Source organism: Ferrimonas balearica DSM 9799 (assembly GCF_000148645.1).
GTDB lineage: Bacteria > Pseudomonadota > Gammaproteobacteria > Enterobacterales > Shewanellaceae > Ferrimonas > Ferrimonas balearica.
The window spans coordinates 1,630,376-1,653,467 of record NC_014541.1 but is presented as its reverse complement, the minus strand read 5'-3'; the positions used below and the strand labels follow the sequence as shown (position 1 = coordinate 1,653,467).

The 23,092-nt window shown below is 59.5% G+C and carries 18 protein-coding genes and 4 tRNA genes; 11 read left to right on the top strand and 11 right to left on the bottom strand.

Features of this window, described 5'->3' with window-relative positions; all coding sequences use genetic code 11:
- Window positions 1-1,403: 1,403 nt before the first annotated feature.
- From FBAL_RS07490 to dnaQ, 6 genes are all read right to left on the bottom strand, one after another.
- Window positions 1,404-1,480, bottom strand: a tRNA-Asp gene (locus tag FBAL_RS07490).
- 72 nt (window positions 1,481-1,552) lie between these two features.
- Window positions 1,553-1,629: transfer RNA gene (locus tag FBAL_RS07485), tRNA-Asp, on the bottom strand.
- Window positions 1,630-1,804: 175 nt separating this feature from the next.
- Window positions 1,805-1,881: transfer RNA gene (locus FBAL_RS07480), tRNA-Asp, on the bottom strand.
- 175 nt (window positions 1,882-2,056) lie between these two features.
- A tRNA-Asp gene (locus FBAL_RS07475) sits at window positions 2,057-2,133 on the bottom strand.
- 135 nt (window positions 2,134-2,268) lie between these two features.
- A complete protein-coding gene (locus FBAL_RS07470; RefSeq protein WP_171814256.1) occupies window positions 2,269-3,552 on the bottom strand; it encodes a TIGR03503 family protein in 1,284 nt (427 codons plus the stop codon).
- A 7-nt stretch (window positions 3,553-3,559) separates the two neighbouring features.
- Window positions 3,560-4,282 carry a DNA polymerase III subunit epsilon gene (gene dnaQ, locus FBAL_RS07465; RefSeq protein ID WP_013344979.1) on the bottom strand — a complete coding sequence of 241 codons (723 nt, stop codon included), beginning with the start codon at window positions 4,280-4,282 and terminating at the stop codon, window positions 3,560-3,562.
- Window positions 4,283-4,364: 82 nt separating this feature from the next.
- Here dnaQ and rnhA point away from each other — a divergent pair, with 82 nt between their 5' ends.
- Window positions 4,365-4,835: a ribonuclease HI gene (gene rnhA, locus FBAL_RS07460; RefSeq protein ID WP_013344978.1), complete on the top strand. Its 471-nt coding sequence runs from the start codon at window positions 4,365-4,367 to the stop codon at window positions 4,833-4,835.
- A gap of 9 nt (window positions 4,836-4,844) precedes the next feature.
- Here rnhA and FBAL_RS07455 read toward each other — a convergent pair whose 3' ends face one another.
- A complete protein-coding gene (locus FBAL_RS07455) occupies window positions 4,845-5,618 on the bottom strand; it encodes a methyltransferase domain-containing protein (RefSeq protein WP_013344977.1) in 774 nt (257 codons plus the stop codon).
- A gap of 130 nt (window positions 5,619-5,748) precedes the next feature.
- Between FBAL_RS07455 and gloB the strand changes: the two genes are divergently transcribed.
- Window positions 5,749-6,510, top strand: a complete 762-nt coding sequence (gene gloB / locus FBAL_RS07450) for a hydroxyacylglutathione hydrolase (protein WP_013344976.1) — start codon at window positions 5,749-5,751, stop codon at window positions 6,508-6,510.
- Window positions 6,511-6,594: 84 nt separating this feature from the next.
- Window positions 6,595-8,160, top strand: coding sequence for a LysM peptidoglycan-binding domain-containing protein (locus FBAL_RS07445; RefSeq protein ID WP_013344975.1), 1,566 nt, complete (start codon window positions 6,595-6,597; stop codon window positions 8,158-8,160).
- A gap of 102 nt (window positions 8,161-8,262) precedes the next feature.
- On the opposite strand, the gene FBAL_RS07440 is transcribed toward FBAL_RS07445, so the two are convergent.
- Complete coding sequence (locus tag FBAL_RS07440; protein WP_148226715.1) at window positions 8,263-9,228, bottom strand: hypothetical protein; 966 nt, start codon at window positions 9,226-9,228, stop codon at window positions 8,263-8,265.
- 290 nt (window positions 9,229-9,518) lie between these two features.
- On the opposite strand from FBAL_RS07440, the gene katG reads away from it, so the two are divergent.
- Window positions 9,519-11,777, top strand: a complete 2,259-nt coding sequence (gene katG, locus FBAL_RS07435; RefSeq protein ID WP_013344973.1) for a catalase/peroxidase HPI — start codon at window positions 9,519-9,521, stop codon at window positions 11,775-11,777.
- 90 nt (window positions 11,778-11,867) lie between these two features.
- Here the strand turns inward: katG and FBAL_RS07430 are convergent, their stop codons facing one another.
- The 3 genes from FBAL_RS07430 to FBAL_RS07420 all read right to left on the bottom strand — a co-directional run bounded on the left by FBAL_RS07430 (window position 11,868) and on the right by FBAL_RS07420 (window position 15,837).
- Entirely contained in the window at window positions 11,868-12,890 is a 1,023-nt protein-coding gene (locus tag FBAL_RS07430; protein ID WP_013344972.1) for an MBL fold metallo-hydrolase, read from the bottom strand.
- A gap of 14 nt (window positions 12,891-12,904) precedes the next feature.
- The gene (locus tag FBAL_RS07425) at window positions 12,905-14,818 is read right to left on the bottom strand and encodes a TonB-dependent receptor domain-containing protein (protein ID WP_013344971.1); all 1,914 of its coding nucleotides are present in this window, start codon (window positions 14,816-14,818) and stop codon (window positions 12,905-12,907) included.
- Window positions 14,819-14,964: 146 nt separating this feature from the next.
- A complete protein-coding gene (locus FBAL_RS07420) occupies window positions 14,965-15,837 on the bottom strand; it encodes an AraC family transcriptional regulator (RefSeq protein WP_041251221.1) in 873 nt (290 codons plus the stop codon).
- A 174-nt stretch (window positions 15,838-16,011) separates the two neighbouring features.
- Here FBAL_RS07420 and FBAL_RS07415 point away from each other — a divergent pair, with 174 nt between their 5' ends.
- From FBAL_RS07415 to FBAL_RS20240, 7 genes are all read left to right on the top strand, one after another.
- Window positions 16,012-17,172 carry an iron-containing alcohol dehydrogenase gene (locus tag FBAL_RS07415; protein ID WP_013344969.1) on the top strand — a complete coding sequence of 387 codons (1,161 nt, stop codon included), beginning with the start codon at window positions 16,012-16,014 and terminating at the stop codon, window positions 17,170-17,172.
- Window positions 17,173-17,456: 284 nt separating this feature from the next.
- Window positions 17,457-18,134 (top strand): hypothetical protein, encoded by a 678-nt coding sequence (locus FBAL_RS07410; protein ID WP_013344968.1) that lies wholly within the window; start codon window positions 17,457-17,459, stop codon window positions 18,132-18,134.
- 106 nt (window positions 18,135-18,240) lie between these two features.
- On the top strand, window positions 18,241-18,702 hold the full coding sequence (locus FBAL_RS07405) for a nuclear transport factor 2 family protein (RefSeq protein ID WP_013344967.1): 462 nt from the start codon (window positions 18,241-18,243) through the stop codon (window positions 18,700-18,702).
- 372 nt (window positions 18,703-19,074) lie between these two features.
- Window positions 19,075-20,448 (top strand): hemolysin family protein, encoded by a 1,374-nt coding sequence (locus tag FBAL_RS07400; RefSeq protein ID WP_013344966.1) that lies wholly within the window; start codon window positions 19,075-19,077, stop codon window positions 20,446-20,448.
- Window positions 20,445-21,461 carry a hemolysin family protein gene (locus FBAL_RS07395; protein WP_013344965.1) on the top strand — a complete coding sequence of 339 codons (1,017 nt, stop codon included), beginning with the start codon at window positions 20,445-20,447 and terminating at the stop codon, window positions 21,459-21,461. The genes FBAL_RS07400 and FBAL_RS07395 overlap by 4 nt, the downstream gene beginning before the upstream one ends.
- A gap of 434 nt (window positions 21,462-21,895) precedes the next feature.
- Window positions 21,896-22,243 (top strand): hypothetical protein, encoded by a 348-nt coding sequence (locus tag FBAL_RS07390; RefSeq protein WP_013344964.1) that lies wholly within the window; start codon window positions 21,896-21,898, stop codon window positions 22,241-22,243.
- Window positions 22,244-22,380: 137 nt separating this feature from the next.
- Window positions 22,381-22,815 (top strand): hypothetical protein, encoded by a 435-nt coding sequence (locus tag FBAL_RS20240; protein ID WP_148226713.1) that lies wholly within the window; start codon window positions 22,381-22,383, stop codon window positions 22,813-22,815.
- Window positions 22,816-23,092 lie beyond the last annotated feature (277 nt).

Below are 23,092 nucleotides of genomic sequence, written 5' to 3'. Positions count from 1 at the left end.
CTAAACCTTAGTCACAACAGCGGCCATATCAACTCGATCTGTCGGGAAATTTTCCGGCCAGAGCAGCCAGAGCCACTTACTGATGCAAGCTACCGCCTTCCGGCGAGGTGAAGGCAGGGATGCCGACGGGAGGGATCCCACAGGGGGCGAACCGGAACCAATGCAACGCATCGCAGTTCGGTGAGGTAGAGACAAGGATGCCGACAGGAGGGATCCCACAGGGATGGGTTGTGGTACCTCGCTATCACGAAACACTGAACCGTCCGCGCTCCAAGCACAAAAAGCCCGTCCCTTTCGGAACAGGCTTCTTGTAAAGATGGCGGCGCGGGCGAAAGTGACCGTTGCGCAGCAACGCAGTACTTGAGCGCGAGGCAGGGATGCCGAGCGGAGGGGTGCACCAGGGATGGGTTGTGGTACGTCCCTATCACGCAACACTGAACCGTCCGCGCTCCAAGCACAAAGAAGCCTGTCCCCTTCGGGACAGGCTTCTTGTAAAGATGGCGGAGTGGGCGAAAGTGACCGTTGCGCAGCAACGCAGTACTTGAGCGCGAGGCAGGGATGCCGAGCGGAAGGGGGCACCAAGGATGGGTTGTGGTACCTCGCTATCACGAAACACTGAACCGTCCGCGCTCCAAGCACAAAAAAGCCTGTCCCTTTCGGGACAGGCTTCTTGTAAAGATGGCGGCGTGGGCGAAAGTGACCGTTGCGCAGCAACGCAGTACTTGAGCGCGAGGCAGGGATGCCGAGCGGAGGGGTGCACCAGGGATGGGTTGTGGTACGTCCCTATCACGCAACACTGAACCGTCCGCGCTCCAAGCACAAAGAAGCCTGTCCCCTTCGGGACAGGCTTCTTGTAAAGATGGCGGAGTGGGCGAAAGTGACCGTTGCGCAGCAACGCAGTACTTGAGCGCGAGGCAGGGATACCGAGCGGAGGGGGGCACCAGGGATGGGTTGTGGTACCTCGCTATCACGAAACACTGAACCGTCCGCGCTCCAAGCACAAAAAAGCCTGTCCCTTTCGGGACAGGCTTCTCGTAAAGATGGCGGCGTGGGCGAAAGTGACCGTTGCGCAGCAACGCAGTACTTGAGCGCGAGGCAGGGATGCCGAGCGGAGGGGGGCACCAGGGATGGGTTGTGGTACCTCCCTATCACGCAACACTGAACCGTCCGCGCTCCAAGCACAAAAAAGCCTGTCCCTTTCGGGACAGGCTTCTTGTAAAGATGGCGGAGTGGGCGAAAGTGACCGTTGCGCAGCAACGCAGTACTTGAGCGCGAGGCAGGGATGCCGAGCGGAGGGGGGCACCAGGGATGGGTTGTGGTACCTCGCTATCACGCAACACTGAACCGTCCGCGCTCCAAGCACAAAAAAGCCTGTCCCTTTCGGGACAGGCTTCTCGTAAAGATGGCGGAGTGGACGGGACTCGAACCCGCGACCCCCGGCGTGACAGGCCGGTATTCTAACCAACTGAACTACCACTCCGCACTAAACTGGTTTAGACAGCTCATCGGGATGCGATTCCGATGCCCTGTTGCTCCTAAGAGCGCAAATTAATGGCGGAGTGGACGGGACTCGAACCCGCGACCCCCGGCGTGACAGGCCGGTATTCTAACCAACTGAACTACCACTCCGCACTAAACTGGTTTAGACAGCTCACCGGGTTGCGATTCCGATGCCCTGTTGCTCCTAAGAGCGCAAATTAATGGCGGAGTGGACGGGACTCAACGCGCCGAGCTTCGGCCGCGACCCCGCAGCGCTTGCGCTGCTCTCGCCTGACTCCCGAAATCATCAGAAGTCGCAAATTAATGGCGGAGTGGACGGGACTCGAACCCGCGACCCCCGGCGTGACAGGCCGGTATTCTAACCAACTGAACTACCACTCCGCACCAAACTGGTTTAGACAGCTCACCGGGTTGCGATTCCGATGCCCTGTTGCTCCGAGGAGCATAAATTAATGGCGGAGTGGACGGGACTCAACGCGCCGAGCTTCGGCCGCGACCCCGCAGCGCTTGCGCTGCTCTCGCCTGACTCCCGAAAACATCAGAAGTCGCAAATTAATGGCGGAGTGGACGGGACTCGAACCCGCGACCCCCGGCGTGACAGGCCGGTATTCTAACCAACTGAACTACCACTCCGCGCTATCGCCCCCGTTGCCCTTGGCCCCGAGAACGAGGCGCATATTACGGACGGGGCCTGATAGCGTCAACCGATTTTTATAAAAACATGGTCTGAATAGACAAAGTTTCGCCAAACCCCTAAAAAGGCAATTGTTATCGCTGGGTTCCGGCCCCGTCGTCCGGGCTAAACTGGGTCAGGTCAACCTGATCCGGCGTCAGTTCCTGAGGCTCGATCGGCATCGCCATCAACTCCTGATAGAGGCGCTGACGTTTACGCCAGACAATCAGGATGGCAGCCCCCACCACCAGCAGAAGAATATTGACCGCCCCCACCGTCCAGATCACCCGGGTTCGGGCACTGGCTTCGCGCTCCTGGGCTTCGCGCAGGGCAATGGCGGCCATCTCCTCTGCGGAGAGCGGCGGCGGCGGTGGCGGAGCGACGTAGAACGCCAGCTCCGGCAACGACAGGAAAAACTCGACCCCGTCGTAGCGGGTGCCAGCGGCCTCCCCCTCAATGCGGTAGTTGCCATAGGCACTGACCATGGGCAGCGGCATCTGCTGCACCGGCTCAGTCGGTGTTATCGACAGCTGATAGCGACTCTGGTCCGGGGTTTCAATGGCGAGGTCCAGATGAAGGTTCTCCGGCGTCACGTCCGGCTCGAGGGTAATGGTCAGTTCAGAGTGGTTGGTTTCGCCGCTGGGCAGTTCCACCAGAGCGATGCGCACCGGTTGCGGGAGAATCTCGATCTCCCCGGTCAGTTCACGGTGGAACACCTCATTACTGACCGCCATCTTGTAGCGATAGAGGCCCGCCGGGTAGTTGAAGTCGAGATTGGAGGTGAAGATGCCATCGTGGGGCACCTCATCCAGACCTTTGCCACCGTCGTGGTAGGCGCCGATCATAAAGGGGCCGGCGCCGAAGTTTTCATCGCCGGGGCGATTGGCGCTGCGGATGCTCATGCTCCAGTCCAGCTGAGCCTCAAAGTCACGCATGACGATGCGATCGTCATCTCCCAGCAGCTCTGCGGTCAGCTTTACCCGCTCACCGCGATAGACCCGCTCCGGCAACGGGTCATGGCGCAGCGCCACTTCACTCATCAGCCGCAGTTCAGAGCCATCCACCACCTCCCCAACCAGCTGCCACGGGCCGGGAGTGGGGTTGTTGATGCGGATAAGGTCGCTGCTTTGGGTGGCGTTCCAGGTGACGCTGTCAGGGTGACGGTGGGCATACCATTTGCTGCCATCCGGCTTCACCACGACCACGGGGGCACTGCCCGGCGCGCGCTGAGCCAGGATGGTGATCTGGTCAATCGCGTGGTCGATGCGAAAGCGGTTATCCAGTAACTCGGTGGTTTGCGGGGTCAGCTCCGCCTGAGCGCTAAACGCGAACAGAGCCAACCATCCGGTCAATCCAAACGCCCTGATAAGGCGAGACATCGGTCGTTCAGTGGCGCAGCCAAATGGCATCTGAAACCAGCTCCATGCGCTTAGTGTGGTTGTCCAGTTCATCGGCCGTAGCGAGCACGACTTTAGTGCGACGACGATCTTCGGGCAGGCGGATAATGCCGCCGGCATCCCCGTCACCGGAGCCAAAGTTCATCTTCACCTGGCCACCGGTCATGTAGAGGAACACGTCCGCCAGGATCTCGGCATCCAACAATGCGCCGTGAAGGGTACGATGGGAGTTGTCGATGCCGTAGAAACGACACAAGGCATCCAGGTTGAGGTTGCCCTGGATCTCGCCGCGGTTTTTCTTCTCCCGGGCCAGTTGCAGGGTGTCCACCAGGCTGCAGTGGTCTTCTAGCTTGCCAAAACGGCCCAGCATCTCGAACTCGTAGTCGATAAAGCCGATATCGAAGTTCGCGTTGTGTGCGATCAGCTCTGCGCCGCGAATGAACTCGAAAAACTCTTCGGCGATCTCCCCAAAACGGGGCTTACCGACCAGAAACTCATCGGTGATGCCGTGCACCTGAATCGCCTCTTCATCCACCGGGCGGTCCGGCTGGATGTAGACGTGATAGGTGCGGCCGGTGGGCTTACGATTGATCAGTTCAACGCAGCCAATCTCAATCAGCTTGTGGCCAAGGTAGTGAGGGCCGGCGCCCTGATTCATACCAGTGGTTTCGGTATCGAACACGATCTGTCGCAGATCAGCAGCTTGAGTCATAGTTTTTCCGACAAGACAAATGGGTATACTGTCCGGCTTTCGCGGCCAGTAGGGTCGCTTTGCTGGTTATGGTAGCAAGGGCATGGCAGAGAAAAAACGCGTAACGCTTTACACCGATGGCAGTTGCCTGGGCAATCCCGGCCCCGGCGGGTACGGCATTGTCCTTATCTACAAGCGTCATCGCAAGGAAGTTGGTTACGGATACCAGCACACCACCAACAACCGGATGGAGATGATGGCCGCCCTCCAGGGCCTGGCGTTGCTGACCGAACCCTGCCAAGTGTCGCTGTACACCGACAGCCAGTACCTGCGCCAGGGCATAACCCAGTGGATCCACGGCTGGAAGCGCAACGGTTGGAAAACCGCCGCCAAAGAGCCGGTGAAAAATGTCGACCTTTGGCAGGCACTGGATGCACAGGTGGCCCGTCACGAGATTGACTGGCACTGGGTGAAAGGCCACGCCGGTGACCCGAACAACGAACGTTGCGATGAACTGGCCCGCACCGCGGCCGGGGGGGACAAGCTGTTGCCGGACAGCGGCTTTAAAAGCTGAATCGCTCCCCTACCCTTTGGTGGTGTCGCTGCGCTGACGCGCGGCCACCTGGGGCTTGCTCTCCCGTCCCACCGCTTCACGCACCGGCTGGCCCACCAGAGGACGGCGCAGGTGCCAACGCTGACGCGCCGGCGTCAACGGCGCTTCCATCTTACGCGCCACAATGAGGTACACACTGCCGAACCCGGGGGCCAGATCCGCCAGCCAGCGCTGAGCGGTTGGGAACTTCTCCGGCGACCACAGCATCGTGTGGTGGGCCAAACTCTCGTGACTCAACACCCGATAGCCCAGCAGGCTGAGCCAGTCGTGAACCCGGCCAGGGGTAAATAAACGCCCTGACCAGGGAAATTGGTGGTGATGCTTCGGCCACAGGTAACCGAAGGCCAGCGGGCTGAGCACACTGAACCCCACCAAAACCAGGTGACCACCGGAGATCAGCACCCGGTCCAGCTCCCGCAACAGGGCGTGGGGGTCTTGTTGAAATTCGAGACAGAACGGCACCAGCGCGGCATCGATACTGGCGTTTTGCAGTGGCAGGCGGGTCAGCTCAGCGCGCACCGAACCCCGCTGCGGGGCCAGCCCGAACTGATGCGGCACCGGGCACAGCCGGGTGGGCAGCGTGTCGGCCAGCGGGCCGAGCTTCAGCAGGTGATAACCGAAGATGCGCGGCCACCACTCGTCGAGGCCGGATTCCACCTGCTCTTTTAACCAGTCCCCGTAAGGCAGCGCCTGCCAGCTTGGCGGCGGCTCAATGGGGGATTCGCTGTACGCGGGACGCAGCATTACACCTATCCGTTGCCCTTTTTGCCTAGCCTAGCCAGTTGACCCCAACCCAGCAACCGCCTTTTGGTTGATTTCGCTCTGAGGTAACCTAGCCGGTCACTATCCTCTACTCTTATGGGAACGCGTTGTGATGATGATCACCCCAATTGCAGCACTTAATGACAATTACATCTGGTGTTTACATCGTGACAATGCGGCCTGGGTGGTGGACCCCGGCAGCGCCGACGCCGTTCTGGCGCACCTGGAGCAGCAGCAACTGCAGCTGCGCGGCATCCTCATCACCCATCATCATTGGGATCATACCGACGGCATTGAAACGTTAAGGAACGCGTTTGCAGCCATCCCCGTCATCGGGCCGGATAACCCGGTTATCCAGGGCCTGACCCAGCGTGTTCAGCACGGCCAACAGGTCGAACTGGACGGATTGGGGGTGACGGCGGAGGTTATCGCCCTGCCCGGACACACCCTCGATCACCTGGGTTACTGCGTCGACAATGCGGTGTTCTGTGGCGACACCCTGTTCAGCGGCGGCTGTGGCCGCCTGTTTGAGGGCACCGCCGCCCAGATGCACAGCTCATTGTCGCAGCTGGCCGCTTTGCCAGCGGACACCCGGGTGTTCTGCACCCATGAGTACACTCTGGCCAATCTGGCGTTTGCCAGTGCCGTCGAGCCAGACAACGAGGCGCTGTTGGAATATCGGCGCTGGTGCGAGGCGCAGCGCGCGGCAGGGCTGCCGACACTGCCTAGCACCATTGGCCAGGAGCGGGCCATCAATCCTTTCCTGCGGGTCGATACCGCCGCAGTCAAGGCCGCCCTGAGCCAACGAGAGGGCACAGAATCCGATAGTGTGGCGCGCTTTGCAGCCCTGCGTCACTGGAAAGACAAGTTCTGACAAAACGGGTACACTGTGCGCCTTTTTGTGCCGACTGAAAGGGATCCTTCGGTCTGAGAATTGGCTAATTAGAGCGATTGACCAATGAAAAAAACACTGCCTGCCCTGGCCATAGCCTTGATGCTGACCGGCTGTCAGAGTCTGAATCTGGCCAGCCAGCCTGAATCAAACCAGCCGGAGCAGGATGCCGCCAAGGCCAGCCCGGCACCGGACGCTGCCGTTGCAGCGAAACCGGCAGAGCCCGCCCTGCCCCCGCCGCCCACCGATGTGTGGGAGCGGATCCGCTCGCAGATGGCGATGGACGTCCCGGACAACGCCCGGGTTGAACGCTTCCGCAAGTGGTATCTGAACAACCCCAATCACCTCAACATCATCTCTCAGCGCGCTGCGCCGTTCATGTATCTGATTGTTGAGGAGATTGAGAAGCGCGACCTGCCTATCGAGCTGGCCCTGCTGCCGATCGTGGAAAGCTCCTTCGACGTGTTCGCTTACTCCCACGGTGCCGCCGCCGGGATCTGGCAGTTCACCGCGCCGATGGGCCGCCACTTTGGCCTGGAGCAGAACTGGTGGTACGACGGCCGTCGCGATGTGTACGCCTCCACCGTCGCCGCCATGGACATGATGGAGTACCTGCACGACAAGCTGCATAACGACTGGTACTACGCACTGGCCGCCTACAACACCGGCGAAGGCCGGGTATTCCGTGCCATCCGCAACAATAAGAAAGCGGGTAAGCCGACCGACTACTTCGCCCTGAATCTGCCCAGCGAGACCGAGCGCTACGTGCCGCAGCTGCTGGCACTGGCCGACGTGATCAAGAACGCGGACGAGTACGGCATCAAACTGAATCCGATCCCGAATGAGCCGGCGCTGAAGCTGGTGGACGCGGGCTCCCAGATTGATCTCTCCTTCGCTGCGGATCTGGCGGACATGTCCGTGGGCGAATTGCATAAGCTCAACCCCGGATACAACCGTTGGTCCACCGCGCCGGATGGCCCGCACACCCTGCTGCTGCCGGTTGAAAAAGCCGATGGCTTTATCGTGGCCCTGGCGGACACCGATTCCGCCAAGCGGGTTAACTGGGTGCGCTATACCGTGAAACCGGGTGACTCTTTGGGCGTTATCGCGCAGAAGTACCACACCCGTGTTGGCGTGATTCAGTCGGTCAACAAGCTGGATGGCAACCTGATCCGCGTGGGCCAGGCCCTGCTGATCCCAGTGGCGGCCAAGGATCCGGAAGACTACGAGTTCAGCGCTGATCAGCGTCTGGCCCGCCAGCAGTCCAGCAAACGTGCAGACTACAAGACGGAGCACACCGTGCGCTCCGGTGAGTCCCTGTGGACCATCGCCCGCGCCAACAACGTCACCGTGGCTCAACTGGCCAGCTGGAACGGCATGGCACCGAGCGATACCCTGCGCCCCGGACGCAAGTTGGTAATTTGGGTAAACCGCGTGAGCGAAACCCAGACCAAGAGCTCGGTGATGCGCCAGATCACCTACACCGTGCGCAGCGGTGACTCTCTGGCCCGCATCGGCCAGCGTTTCAACGTGACGGTGAAAGACCTGGTGCGCTGGAACCAACTGCAGGGCCAGAAGTACCTGCAACCGGGCCAACGCCTCAAGCTCTACGTTGACGTGACCCGGGTGTGATACCCAGACACGAAAAAAGCGGCCTTAGGGCCGCTTTTTTTGTCTCTCAAATCGGGGACCGCCCGGGCTGTCTGCGCTGCGAATCGCCGCTCGCCCGTGGGCTCAGCGCCAGCCGGTCAGCAGCAACACCGGCACCAGCGGCAGCAGGGTCGACAGCACCACCGCCAGCGGCATCAGCCGGAACAGCGGCCAGCCCTTGCGGCCAAACATGGCGATGATGTTCAGGCCGATGATCAGCACCGTGCTGACCCCGACGATGCTGACAAACTGGGTCACCACCAGAAACTGCTCTATCGTTGGCATCTGGAACAGCCAGCCCTCTTCCGCCAGGCCAATCATCGCCATATCCCGGTTCACCAGATTTTTCACCACCCAGTGATAGGCCAGCGCCTGCGTGTATTCCGGGCTGAACCCCAGGGCGGTAAAGAAGCGCTCGGGCAACCACACCAGCCGGTTCACACTGACGCTGTCGAGGGGGTAGCGTTGCAGCAGCGACTCCATCACCGAGATCACCAGAGTCATGTTCACCACCAACTTGCTGCCGCCGGACAGAAACGCGAGGCAACGGGTTCTAAAAGGGGTGTCGTTATCCGGACGCAGCAGCAGATTGTCCTGACGTCCGCCCCCCATCAGCGGCAGCATCATCAGGGTCATCAGCGCGGTCAACAACAGGTTGGCCAGCAGCAACTGGTACAGCGGATAGCCCACTGCGGAGAGCGCCAGGCTGGAAAGGCCACCCGCACTGGAGAGCGCAATGGTCAACAACGCCAACCGCTGGCCGCGGGTGAACTGATCGATGCGGCTCTGCACCAGCATCAGCAGCTTGCTGCAACCGAACAGCACCACAAACAGGCCGGTACTGAGGCTGAAGGGCAGCCTGACCGCCCCACCCCGTTGCAGGTGCTTGTACAGTGACCGCTCCAGCAGGTGCAGCACCAGCGCCAACATCAGGCACAGCAACAGGATGCGCGGTGCCACATCACAGAGGAATCGCTGGGTAATCGCCAGTTCCGGATACGCCGCCCAAACCTCTGCTGGCACCCACTGCACCAGAAACAGCACCACCACCAACGCCCCAACCTGGAAAACCGGGCTGGCGGGCCAAGCAAAATGTGGAAGGCGAGTGCGTGAGGTAAACATAGGGACCAAAGCAAAACAAAGGGATGGCAACTTTACACCAGTGGCTTTTACAAAACCGTGCGCCCGTGCACTTCTGTTCGACTGTCAGTCAGACCCACTCGCAAGAAACGCAATTCAAAAAGCCGAAGAGGGCAATTGATTATTCGAGTCGATTGTTCCCGTTCGATTTAAACGCTTTCAACTATACCTAAGCGGTACCCATTCGTGAGGAGCACACCATGCGTTTACTCTCTTGCTCGGTCGCCGTGACCGCAACGTTGTTAGCCGGACTGTCGGGCTCGGCGCTCGGCAACGCCGATATGGCCAAGTCCAACCAGTTCTGGTGGCCGGAACAACTCGACCTGACCCCACTGCGTCAGCATCAGTCCGGATCCAGCCCGCTGGACGATGACTTTCACTACGCCGAAGCCTTCAGCCAGCTGGATCTGGCCGCCGTCAAACAGGACATCGCCAAGGTTATGACCACCTCGGTGGATTGGTGGCCCGCGGATTACGGCCACTATGGCCCGTTCTTTATCCGCATGGCGTGGCACAGTGCCGGCACCTATCGGGTGGCCGATGGCCGGGGAGGCGCCGGTGGCGGCCAACAGCGGTTTGAACCCCTCAACAGCTGGCCCGATAACGCCAACCTGGATAAAGCCCGACGCCTGCTGTGGCCGGTCAAACAGAAATACGGCCGCAGTCTGTCCTGGGCCGACCTGATGGTGCTGACCGGTAACGTGGCGCTGGAGTCGATGGGCTTTGCCACTTTCGGCTTCGCCGGTGGACGTGAAGATGACTGGGAAGCCGACAAGGTGTATTGGGGTCCGGAAACCCAATGGCTGGATGACAAACGCTACAGCGGTGACCGCCAACTGGAGAACCCGCTGGCCGCGGTACAGATGGGATTGATCTACGTGAACCCCGAAGGGCCCAACGGCAACCCGGATCCTCTCGCTGCGGCGGGCGACATCCGCGAAACCTTTGGCCGGATGGCGATGAACGATGAGGAAACCGTGGCGCTGATCGCCGGTGGCCACACCTTTGGTAAAGCCCACGGTGCCCGCAGCCCCGAGGATTGCGTCGGCCCCGAGCCTGCCGCCGCCGGCATTGAAGAGCAGGGCTTTGGCTGGACCAACAAGTGCGGCTCCGGCAATGGAGAGGACACCATTACCAGTGGTCTGGAGGGGGCCTGGTCGGTGACTCCGACTCAGTGGAGCAGCCAGTATCTCGACAACCTGTTTGCCTTCGAGTGGGTGCAAACCAAGAGTCCGGCAGGCGCGGTGCAGTGGATCCCCGATGACCCCAACGCCGCCAATCTGGTGCCGGACGCGTTCGACAGCAACAAGCGCCATGCTCCGATCATGTTCACCACCGATCTGGCGCTGAAGTTCGACCCCGCCTACCGGGAGATTTCAATGCGCTTCCAGAAAGACCCGGAAGCGTTCCAGCAAGCCTTTGCCAAGGCCTGGTTTAAGCTGACCCATCGGGATCTCGGCCCTCGCGCCCGTTACCTGGGCGCCGAAGTGCCCGAAACCATCCTCATCTGGCAGGACCCTATCCCCAAGGTGGAGCATGACCTGATCAGCGAAGCCAACGCCACCGCCCTGAAGCAACGGGTGCTGGAGTCCGGCTTGACCGTACCGATGCTGGTGCGTACCGCCTGGGCCTCCGCGTCCACCTTCCGGGGAACCGACATGCGGGGTGGTGCCAACGGTGCACGACTGCGCCTGTCACCGCAAAAGGATTGGCCGGTCAACCGTCCGGAAGAGTTGGCTCAGGTGCTGGCCACATTGGAGGGGATCCGTTCCTCGTTTAACGAGCAGAACACTGAAACGCCCATCTCCCTGGCTGACCTGATTGTGCTGGCGGGTAACGCAGCGGTTGAGAAAGCGGCCAAGGACGCCGGTTATGAACTCACCGTGCCGTTCCGGCCGGGCCGGGCCGATGCCTCAGCCGACCAAACCGACGAGATCTCCTTTGCCTTCCTGGAGCCGAGCGCTGATGGTTTCCGCAACTACTATGGCGACGATGCGCGACTGCCCCCCACTGCCGCCCTGGTGGACAAGGCCAGCCTGCTGACCCTGAGCGCCCCGGAAATGTCGGTACTGGTGGCGGGCATGCGCAGCATGGACGCCAATAGCGATGGCAGCCGCCATGGTGTACTCACCGACGCCCCCGGCACCCTGTCCAACGACTTCTTCGTCAATCTGCTGGACATGGACACCCGCTGGCAGAAAGCGGGCGAGGCGTTGTACGAGGGAGTGGACCGCAGCAGCGGTAAGGTGAAATGGACCGCCACCCCGGTGGACCTGGTGTTTGGCTCCAACTCCGAATTGCGGGCACTGGCGGAGTTCTACGCCGCCGACGACGCCAAAGCCCAGTTTGTTGAGGACTTTGGCCGGGCCTGGCATAAGGTGATGACGCTGGACCGATTTGACGCGCCCCGCATCAAAACCGAGCGCAACACCACCAACCTGACGGTGTCCACCGAATGACACCCGACGCGCCGTGAGCAACCCCAAACGCCCCGTAACGGGGCGTTTTTATTGGTGGCGCGTTTGTTGAAAACGCATCGGTTGAAAACGTTAGCGCCGCGATTCCTGAATTTTCAGGGCCTGGGCGTGGCTGCAATCACGCAGCAGCTCATACACCTGGTTGGCCCGCTCCACCCCCAGCACAAAGGGGTGTGCTTCGCCCACTTCGCGTTGCGCCAGCATCGGCAGGCGTTCGGCGGTGACATCCCGGGTCGGGTGGTTGGAGAGAAAAACGTCTGCCCCGGCGGTGATGGCAATCTGGCGGAAGCGCTCCGCGTTCTCGGAGTACTGCATCAACTGCGACTCGATCGGGCCGAAGTTCAGGCCCGTTCCCCCCCACAACGACGCGATGTGTGTGGTGCCGTTGTCCTGTACCGGAAACACCAAAGACAGGGTGCCATCGGAGTGGCCGGGCGTGACATACAGCGCAATGGTGGTGTCACCCAGGGTGAGGGTATCGCCATCGTTGACCGACACATCCCGCTGCGGCGGCTTGCCCCAGCGCGGATTGGTGACCGGCAGCACCGGCTGCTCCAGATAGCGCCACTCTGCCTCGCTCATCACCACCTTTGGCTGGTAGTGCTTCACCAGATACTCCTGGCCGCCGTAGTGGTCGCCATGCCCATGGGTCACCAGCAGGATCTTAATGTCATTGGGGTCCAGCCCCAGAGTGCGCAGCCCCGCCTCAATATAGGCTTCCGCTTCGCCGTTGTTGTGGAGCGCGTCGATCAGGATCAGTCCTTCAGAGGTTTGCAAAACCCAACTGGCGACGGAGCCGGTGCCCACGTAGTAAAGGTTATCGAACACCTGGGTGGGGGCGATATCGCGACGCTGGCGCTTTTCCCGCTTCGGGCGGGACGTACCATCCGCGCCACTTTTCGGGCGCTGCCCGGCCACTTTCAGTGGCTTGCTCAGGTCACAGATATTGGCCATGCCACTGAACGTATCCGCGTGCAGCAGGCCTCGCTCGGCCATCTGCTGGGCATTGAGTGCGGGCTCTGCCTGCGCCGGGGCCAGGGTCAGTGCGGCCAAGATCGGAGTCAGCAGCCAGGGACGGGTCATCTTCATCATCATGTTCATGGTCCGGTTCAGAATTCGGTGTTAACGGCCAGCCAGTAGCGGCGGCCATCGGCCACGTAGCCGTAGTTGTCGTAGTCGATGGCTTTGTCGGTCAGGTTGTAGATGCCGAGCATCAGCTTTACCCGGGACGTGACCTGCCAGTCGCCACCGATATCGAGCACACCATAGGAGGGCGCCACAATGGCCCGACGGGAGTCATTTACCGGCTGGCTCTCTTCACCACGGAAGTTAACGCGGCCCCAGGCCCCCAGGGTTTCGGTGGGGCGCCACTGCAGATTGGTGCTGAACACATGACGGGGGATCTGGGTCAGTGGGCGCCCTTCAAACTCGCCGGAGCGCTGCTCAGACTCAGTAAAGGTGTAAGAGGCACTCAGGCTGAGGTTGTCCAACAGGTCAACCGCCAGCGCGGCCTCGGCGCCGTAGATCACCGCTTCGTCGATATTGATGTTCTGACGGGCATCGGGATCGCCGCCGCAACGCTCGGCGTCGCACGACACCAGTGTGACCTTGTCTTCGAAGTCGTTGTGGAACAGGGTGACGCTGGATTGCAGACCGCGCTCACCGGCGTACAGCAGGCTGATCTCTTTATTGAGAGAGACCTCAGGCTTCAGTTCCGGATTACCGTAGATGTCGCCACCTGAGCTCACCTGCACCCAGCCCGGCGCCATCTCGCGCAGCTCGGGAGCACGGTAACCGGTGGATACCCCACCCTTCAGCGTCCAAGCATGATTGAGGCTCCAGACCCCATAAATACGGGGACTGACATGCAGATCAAACTGCTCATTGTCATCCACCCGCACGCCGACGGTCAGGGCAAAGTTATCCAGCATCAGCCACTCGTCTTCGGCAAACAGCGACCACTGGTCGTTACTGATCTCGGTCTGTGAACCGTTGATGTTGGTGGAGTGGTCCTCCAGTTCGCTGCGCAGCCAGGTCACCCCGAGGCTCAGGTAATGGGCGTCCAGCGGCAGGGTCCATTGGCTGTTGGCGGTGAAATTGGTGATGGTGATGTCCCGCCCCAGATTCTCAGTGGATTCCTGCTGCAGGTAGCTTTGTCCCATCACACTGTCATAGCGCCCCTCATGGGCCAGCGACCAGCTCTGGTGGCGGTTCTCGGTTTGGCTGCTGTCGTTGCGGTCAGGCAGGGATAACCCGGCGGTGGATTCGCGGGTCTGGTCCTGATGGGCAAACTCCAGGGTAAAGGTGTCCTGCTCAGACGGCGTCAGATAGGCGGAGCCGCGGTAGTTGTTCAGCACCTTGCCGCTGTACCCCCGCTCGATGTCGTCCTCTTTGCGTTCCTGATACGTGCCGTAAAGGCTGGCGCTGAGCAGCCCTTCAATCAGCGGTCCGCTGGCGCGCAGCTGGCCCTGGTAGAGATTGCCGGAGTCGGCGTTCTCCTGCAGCGTGGCTTCCACCCGCAGGTTGCCCTGCCATTGGTCGTAATCCTTGCGGGTGATGATGTTGATCACCCCACCGATGGCGTCAGAGCCATAGAGCGTGGACATCGGGCCACGCACCACTTCGATGCGCTCAATGGCGTCCAGCGGCGGCAGCCAATCCTGTTCAAAGCCACCGCTGCCATTAGGTTGGGATTCACGCCCAGACTGTTTGCGCCCGTCCACCAGGATGGCGGTGTACTGGGCGGGCATACCGCGCAGGCTGATGTCCTGACGGGAGCCGCCCCCGGTGACAACCACGCCGGGCACGTCCTTCAGCACGTCAGTGATGTCCTGATAGGCCCGATTTTCAAACTGTTCACGACCAATCACGGAGATGGTGGCCGGGGCCTGAGTCACATCCTGTTCAAAGCCCGAGGCGGTGACCACCATGGTTTCATTGGGCGGCTCACTGGCAGCAACAACCGGTGTAAACCACAGCGACAAAGCGGAAATGGGAGCAAGAGACAGCTTGTAGGCAGGCATAGTAAAAAACAGTATCGAATTGATTCTTGCGGATGATATTTATTTGCATTTACATCCGCAACGATCTTTACACTTGCTCAGGGCGTGAACATCGCAATAGCGCGAGACCCGTCACACTCCCCTTTACCCTACCGCTTGTTCCAGAGTCAGGCGCCCTGCCCGGCCCAGTGTTGCGGCGTTTCGCCGAAGTAGCGCTTAAACTCCCGGCTGAACTGAGTGGGGCTTTCATAACCCACCATGGCCGCCGCTTGTTTCACCTTCAGTCCGCGATCCTGCAGCAACTCGCGGGCGCGGGTCAGGCGCAGCTTTTTCAGGTACTGAATCGGTGATGACGCCGTCATCTGGCGAAAATTGCGGTGAAAGGTGGAGGGGCTCATGTTGGCCATCGCTGCGAGCTGGTCGATGTCCAGGCTCTGTTGGTAATGCTCATGCATATGCCTCAGGGCACGCTCCAGGCGGGCCAGATGGGTGTTGTGACGAGCCAACGCAAATAACGGGCCGGACTGCTCGCCCTGCAACGCGTGGTAGAGCAGGCTTTGGATCAGTCCCGGCCCCAGTGCCTCAGCCTGCAGCGGGGACGCCAGCGCCTGCGCCAGCCGTACCGCGCTGTCCTGCATACTCTCGCCCAGCGGGCTGACATAGAGGCTGCGCCCCTCCACCATACGGCCCTCGCCCGGCGCCTGCCGGTGCTCCTCAAACAGCCGCACCAATTGGTGTAACACGCCGATGTTGATGTCCACCACCAGCGACAGCATCGGCTCGTCTTCTACCACGGTTTCGCACTCGGCAGGAATGGGCAGGGTCAGCACCAGATAGTTGTCCGGGTTGTACTCAAACACCTGCTCATCCAGATGCACCCGCTTGGTGCCCTGAGCCATGATGATGATGCCCTGGCTGTAGCAGAGCGGTTCCCGCGGACGGGATTCGCTGGCCTTAAAGATCCAGACCCCGGGCAGGGGCGTAGTATTGACGCCCTCACTGTGGGCGAGAGGGGCAAGGGCTTGAGCAAGCGCGTTCATCAGGCCGGACAACTCCACAATTGGTGTATTGGAGCCAGCATAAGGCAAGCCCTCCGCCAATTGCACAAAAAAGTTCACGGTGAGCGTTTTAGGCAAGAGTTTGCCCGTATGTGCCATTTAAACCTGCGCCGCAAACGCTAAGCTGGAGTCAACTCAACGCCCGGAGGCAATCTCATGCAGAACTTTGATTACCGCAACCCCACCCACATCGTCTTTGGCCAGGACCGTCTGGCTGAGCTGGACCAACTGGTGCCCCAGGATGCCAAGGTTCTGGTGCTCTACGGTGGCGGCAGCGTTAAGCGCTTCGGCACCCTCGACAAGGTGCTGGCCGGTCTCGGTAACCGCACCGTGGTGGAGTTTGCCGGTATCGAGCCTAACCCGCAGTTCGACACCCTGATGAAAGCGGTGCACATTGCCCGCGACGAGCAGGTGGATTTTCTGTTGGCCGTTGGCGGTGGCTCAGTCATGGATGGCACCAAGTTCATCGCCGCTGCCGTGCCGTTTGAAGGCGATGAAGCCACCCTGCTGCAGCACGGTTTTGCGCCGCTGCCCATCGACCGCGCCCTGCCGCTGGCCACCGTCGCCACCCTGCCCGCCACCGGTTCCGAGATGAATATGGGCGCCGTGGTGTCCTACCAGGGCGGTAAGTTCCCGGTGATGAGCCCGCTGCTGTTCCCGCAGTTCTCGGTACTGGACCCCAGCCTCACCTTCTCCCTGCCGCCGGTGCAGGTGGCCAATGGTGTGGTGGACGCCTTTGTTCACGTGGTGGAGCAGTACGTCACCTACCCCGCCGATGCCATGGTGCAGGACCGCACCGCGGAGGGGATCCTGAAGTCCCTCATCGAAGTGGGCCCCGTAACTCTGGCGGAACCGGAAAACTACAACGCCCGCGCTAACCTGATGTGGAGCGCCACCTGCGCCCTGAACGGCTTTATCGGTTCCGGCGTACCGCACGATTGGGCCACCCACATGATTGGCCACGAGCTCACCGCCCTGTTTGGCGTTGATCACGCCCAGAGCCTGGCCATCGTGCTGCCCTCCCTGTGGGCCCTGCGCAAGGACAAAAAGCGCGCCAAGCTGCTGCAGTACGCCGAGCGGGTGTGGGACATCACCGAAGGCACTGACGATGAACGCATCGACGCGGCCATCGCCAAAACCCGCGCCTTCTTCGAGTCGCTGGGGGTGAAAACCCGTCTGGCCGATTACGGCATTGGCCGCGACCAGATCGACAGCGTGGTGCAGGCGCTGGAAGCCCACGGCATGGTGGCCCTCTCCGAAACCGGTGACCTGACACTGGACGTCAGCCGCGCCATTCTGGAGCACGCCCACAGCTGATGCCCTGAACCGGCACACCGGCCAACCAAAAGCCCGCAACGAATACCGTGCGGGCTTTTTGAGTTCTTGTGGTGTGGCCCATCCCCAATCGTTTGCTGTCGTGTGCCCTCTCTGCCGGCGTGGGCTGATGAATCACACCGATTTTCTCACCACTTCACTCCCCTTGATGGCGCAGCGCTGTCCCGGCTAGTCAAAATCATCGACGCGTTAAGTCGAACAACCGGCTTTCGCACCGAATCCGTTTTTGAATAGGGGCCGTTGCCCATGGTCACTTTGGGGATTGCATGATAAACAAACCGACGGTTTACGCCTCAGCCTTGCTCGCACTGTTGTCCGTTCTGGCCTACGCCGTGTTGATCTCTGACCCGAGCCAGCCCTCAGCGCGTCCAAAATCCGAAACCTCTGGCACCCCGGCACCGGCCCTTTCCCGTCACCGTGAGCTGCCATCCCAGAGCGACCAAACTCAAGGCCACATTCCACCGCGCCCGGGCAACGACAGCAGTGCCAAAGATGACCGCCCCCCTCTGGGAAGCGCGACGCCTGCCGTCCTCTCATTTGCCAGCGAGATGGCGTTAAACCGGAGCTTCCTCTCTGAACAGGGCGTGGTTTATGAATCCACCATTAAGCAGATCTTCCGGACGGAAACCCTTCAGCACGCCTTTGAGCGCCTCAATCATATGGAGGGCAGCTTGGCGTCGTATCAACGAGAGCAAGCACTCAATGAGGCAATCTTATCGCTGACTGGCATTGCCGACTTTAATGCACTTTGCCGGGGGCTCATCTGCCTTGCAGAGATCACGGTGAATGATGCGCGGGAGACGGAAGGGTTAAAGTCGATTTCCGGTTTTGATGACAATCATACCTTTGACGGCGTCATCACTGACGACAGTGGATTAACCCACTATCGGGCGGTATTTATTAAAACCGAGGATCCATCCACGCTCTCTATTGATCGCTCATAACGACATCGGGCAACCTGGTCTTAGTCATGTCGAAGGTGTGGTTGGAGCCGGAGTCCAGAGCGCGCTGACAAAGACTGACACCCAGCCCAAAGACAAGGAAAGCATCATGGCAAAAGCCCTCGTAACGGCGCTGCTTCTGCTCATTGTCCCATCCGCCATGGCGGCCTCTGCGGACCTCCACGCCTTCGCCCAGCGCTACTTTCAGGCGATGAGCGCCACCCAGGCGCCGGATGCCAGCAAGCAGGACCTGGAAGCCTATCTGGCACTGCTGATGGATGATGTGGGCCACACTCACCTGCCCTGGGAAACCGACGACGCTCGCCTGCCGGATGGCAAAGCCGCCATGCGTGAAGGGATGACGTTCTACCTCGGCGCCCACACCGAATACCAGGCCGAACTGCTCGACGTCTTTGTCTTTAACGATTCCGCCATTGCCATTCGCTACCGGCATCATGCCAAAGGGATTCACCCCCAGAACCAGCAAGCCATTGAGTACACCAGCACCATGATGGAGCTGCTTGAGATGGAAAACGGCAAAGTGGCGGTTATCCGCAAGTATCACGAGTAGCGCACACACTCGGGCAGGCTTTAAGCTCTGGGGCCAGTTACCAGGGCTGTGAGGTTGGTCACATCACACACAGCCCCTCAAAAAACTGGGGCCCAGCGGGCCCGTTCGGTTACGGATTGACCTCATTTTCTTAACACTCGCCTTTTCTCGCCTCCCAATGATGCAAAACTGACAAAGGCACCAACCCAAGTGACTGTAAAATATACCAAATCAAAACACATCATTGCATACGAATGATATCTGTAGACCAAATCACCGCAGCTCAAATATACTGTTTTTCCTGTTTGTAACTTAGGAATACTTTGTGGACCCCCAATCGGATCGAATGTGTAGCCCCCTCTTGCCCTTATCCCCTCAAGAGAGGCTGCAACCATGATTGAGCCCATCCTTACCCTGCTTCTCGGTCTTCTGACTATTCTGGCTATCATCGCCGCCAACGGTTATTTCGTTGCCCAGGAATTCGCCTACATGGCGGTGGACCGTGCACGACTGGCCACCCTGGCCAACTCCGGCGACAAAGCGGCCAAACGCGCCCTCTCCGTGACTAAGCGAACCAGCTTTATGCTGTCCGGTGCCCAGCTGGGCATCACCGTGACCGGTCTGGTGTTGGGTTTCGTGGCCGAGCCTCTGGTGGGGCAGTCGATGGGGGTTCTGTTGCAAAGCTTCGGGCTGTCTCTGGAAGCGGGCACCACCATCGGTACCATCACCACGCTTGTGGTCGCCATGCTGGTGCAGATGGTGTTTGGTGAGCTCTATCCCAAGAACCTGGCCATCGCCAATCCCGAGCCCATGGCCCGGATGCTGGCGCGCTCTACATTGATCTACATGTCCGTCTTTGGCTGGTTTATCAGCTTCTTCGACAAGTCGGCCAACATTCTGCTGCGCGCCGTGCGCATCGAACCTGTGCACGATCTGGACGTCAGCGCCTCGGAAGAGGACCTGCACCACATCATCGCCAACTCCCGCGACAGTGGTGACCTGCCGGTGGAACTGTCCCTGATCATGGACCGCATTCTGGACTTCCCGGAACGCGACGTGGAACACGCCATGGTGCCCCGTTCGCAAGTGGACTGGGTGGAACCCGAAACCACCCTGACCGAGCTGCTGGCGCTGATGGCGCAAGCGCATACCCGCTACCCTGTGGTGAACGATGACGACGCCCCGGTGGGGGTGGTTCACCTGGCTGACGTGCTGGCGCATATGGAAGCGGGCCACCAGGACGACACCGTGGCCGCCGTGATGCGCCCGGCCACCGTACTGCCGACCCTGATGCGACTGCCCGACGCGCTCAAACAGCTGGAAAGCTCCACCGCGCAGCTGGCCTGTGTCATCGACGAGTACGGCGGTTTCGCCGGTATTCTCTCCATCGAAGACCTGGCCATGGAGATCGTGGGTGAGATCACCGACGAACATGACACCGAAACCAGCGCCGTGGTCTTTGAAGGCGACAACACTTGGCTGATGGAGGGCGACGTGCACCTCGACGAGGTGGAACGTGCCATCGACTACGACCTGCCGCGTGGCGACATCGAAACCATCGCCGGTATGTTGATTGCTCAGCGCGGTGCCCTGCCCGCCGAAGGCGACACCGTCACCATTGATTTGCCGATCGACCCATCGGAGCTTGCGGCCGGAGAACCTGTGTTGCGACAACTTGAGGTCAATGTCCTGCGCATTGAACGACACGTCCCCACCGAGGTGCGGGTCAAACTGGTCGAGAAACCCAGCGAGGAGGGTGAACAATGAACGATCCATTGATTGTCACCCTGGTGACCCTGGCCCTTATCGTCCTCAGCGGCTTCTTCGTGATCATCGAATTTGCCTTGCTGGGGGCGCGCCGCCACCGTCTGGAAGAGATGGCGATTGAAAGCGCCTCGGCCCGTGCCGCCCTGCGTGGCATGAACGACCTCACCATGATGCTGGCCGGTGCCCAGTTGGGCATCACCTTCTGTACCTTCGCCCTGGGTGCCGTTACCAAGCCCGCCGTCGACCAATGGCTCGGCCCGGTGTTTCTCGCCATGGACCTGCCGTACTGGCTGGCCGATGGCGCGGCCTTTGGCTTCGCGCTGTTCTTCGTCACCTTCCTGCACCTGGTGGTGGGTGAGATGGCACCGAAGTCCTGGGCCATCGCCCATCCGGAGCGCTCCGCACTGGCCATCGGCATCGTCGCCCGCGCCTTTGTCTGGCCGCTGCGTCCGCTGCTTAATGGCATTAACCACGTGGCGAACCGCCTGGTGCGCGCCTCCGGTGTTGAGCCGGTGGACAGCGCGGCCGTTGGTGGCCGGGATATCGACACCATCCGCCAACTGGTGGAGCACTCCGGTAAAGTCGGTACCCTGAACTCCGACACTCAGCGCCAGCTGTCCAGCCTGATCGACCTCGGCTCCATCACCGTGGAGACGCTGGTGACCGAAGGTCAGGTGATGGCCCATGTGGATCAGAACGCCACCGTCGCCGACGTGCGCGCCGCTGCCATGGCCTCCGGCCACCTGCGCATTCTGGTGTTCGGTAACGAAGGTCTGAAGCCGCTGGTGGTGCACGTCCGTGACACCCTGATGGAGCCGACCGACCGCCCCGCTCAGGAGGTTGCCCGTAAAGCCTTTGTGCTGGACGCCACCACACCGGTGTACGAAGCGATGGCGCGGATGCGTGAAGCCAGTGTTCAGCTTGCCGTGGTGCGCAAAGAGGGCCAGATGATTGGCATTGTCACCCTGGCCGACATTCTGAAACGGGTTCTGCCCGGCAGCGTGAAAAGCTGATGCGGATGGGCCCTCACTGAAGTGCCCGCTGCAAATCCATCAGAATGGATAACGACCACAACAAAGCCCGCCGATTGGCGGGCTTTTTTATTGGATTGGGGTCACCCTTATCGGAGCGGCACTGACTGAGATCTGCCGAACCCAACGTGGCGTGGGGTTTTAGCCCACGATCAGGACAGTATGCCAAGTCTCGCCACAATACTGTCACCGCGTCCTTGGCGAGAAAGACTGCTTTAGTGCTCATTCGGGTCATTGGCGGGTACTGGCCCAACGGTCGTTTTAAGGGCGGAGAGCGGTCGTTGAGACAGTAAGCCTTGCCCTTCACAAAGTCCTTGGGATTAGTTAGGTTAAAGCCATCACATGCCTGATTTTTATGGCCATCTTGCAAGGTTTCGTACGTTGCAGGCTCAATCTAATAAACGTTAGGAAACTTAATGCGATTGGTGCAAAGTTTTATATTAATGATGCTATCCATTATTGCCATGAAAATCGGCGCAACCGAAAAAAGTCAAGTTTTTGGGAGTGTTGAGTGTTCTTCCTATAGCAAAAATAAGAACTTGCCCAATATGCAGTTTGGTTACAAGAACTGGTGGGCAGGATATTTAACTGGCTTAGGAGTTACTTTCGAAAAAAACAAATCACCTGAACATATGCCAGAGGCCATGAATTTCATTATGTCGATCGGCTATTTTTGTCAATTGAACCCGAATAAAACCATGAAAGATGCCGTCGACAGTTATATCAAAAAACAAATTCAAACTGGACACGCAAAAGTTACCTAACAAGGCAATTATGATGGAGCGACTAAAACTTTTCCGATCCTCATTTTTCGCTAATTTAGCCAAGCATTGATGCGCCCCACATTGATGCGCCACACATTGCGGCTTTATATTTCCTTAGCACGGAGCCATGTTATTAGATGGACCAATCCAAAAGTAGAAAAGTATCGGTTCGGTACTCCTTCCTTTTTCAGTCCATCTACTCAGCACGTGGTGGGTTTATGCAGGTTTACCAGAGTATGAGTCCTAGCGAATGTTCAATTAAAGAAAATGACAACGGATCAATTGTGCTGAATGTCACAGTAGCTATCGAAAAAAATGAACATCTCATAGCTGAAAAGCAGCATGAACTGGAGGATGATTTTCGACACTATGGTGGAATATTTTTAAGTAGAAAATTCCACTACCGTTCTTGTGGAAATAAGATAGTAAGGAAAAGGCTTAAGTTGGCTACGATATTAACTAATTGGGCAACCCACCCTATTGGTTTGAGAGGTTACAAAACGAGGAAAATGCCGCTATATACTATTTTTTTTGCTGTGCTGTTGGTCTTTATCCTGTCGTTTTATATCTAGAAGCATAACAAGACGCCGTAGAAGGATAGCAATCGCTCGACTGACTATTGCTTGTGCCACGCATATTTTATGCCGACCACCATGCTCCACCAAGTGAAGAGTTAATCGTCGCTAACTGCTCGGAAGCAGACAAGCAGCGGGCTACCTCGACTGAACGCAGTTGACCGATAGCGCCCCTGTATATCTGGCTGATAAATTAGCCTAACTGGACACCCACCCTTGCATCCACCAGAGAGCATCGCTTAGATATCTTCAGTCTCACAAACCCGGTCATTCG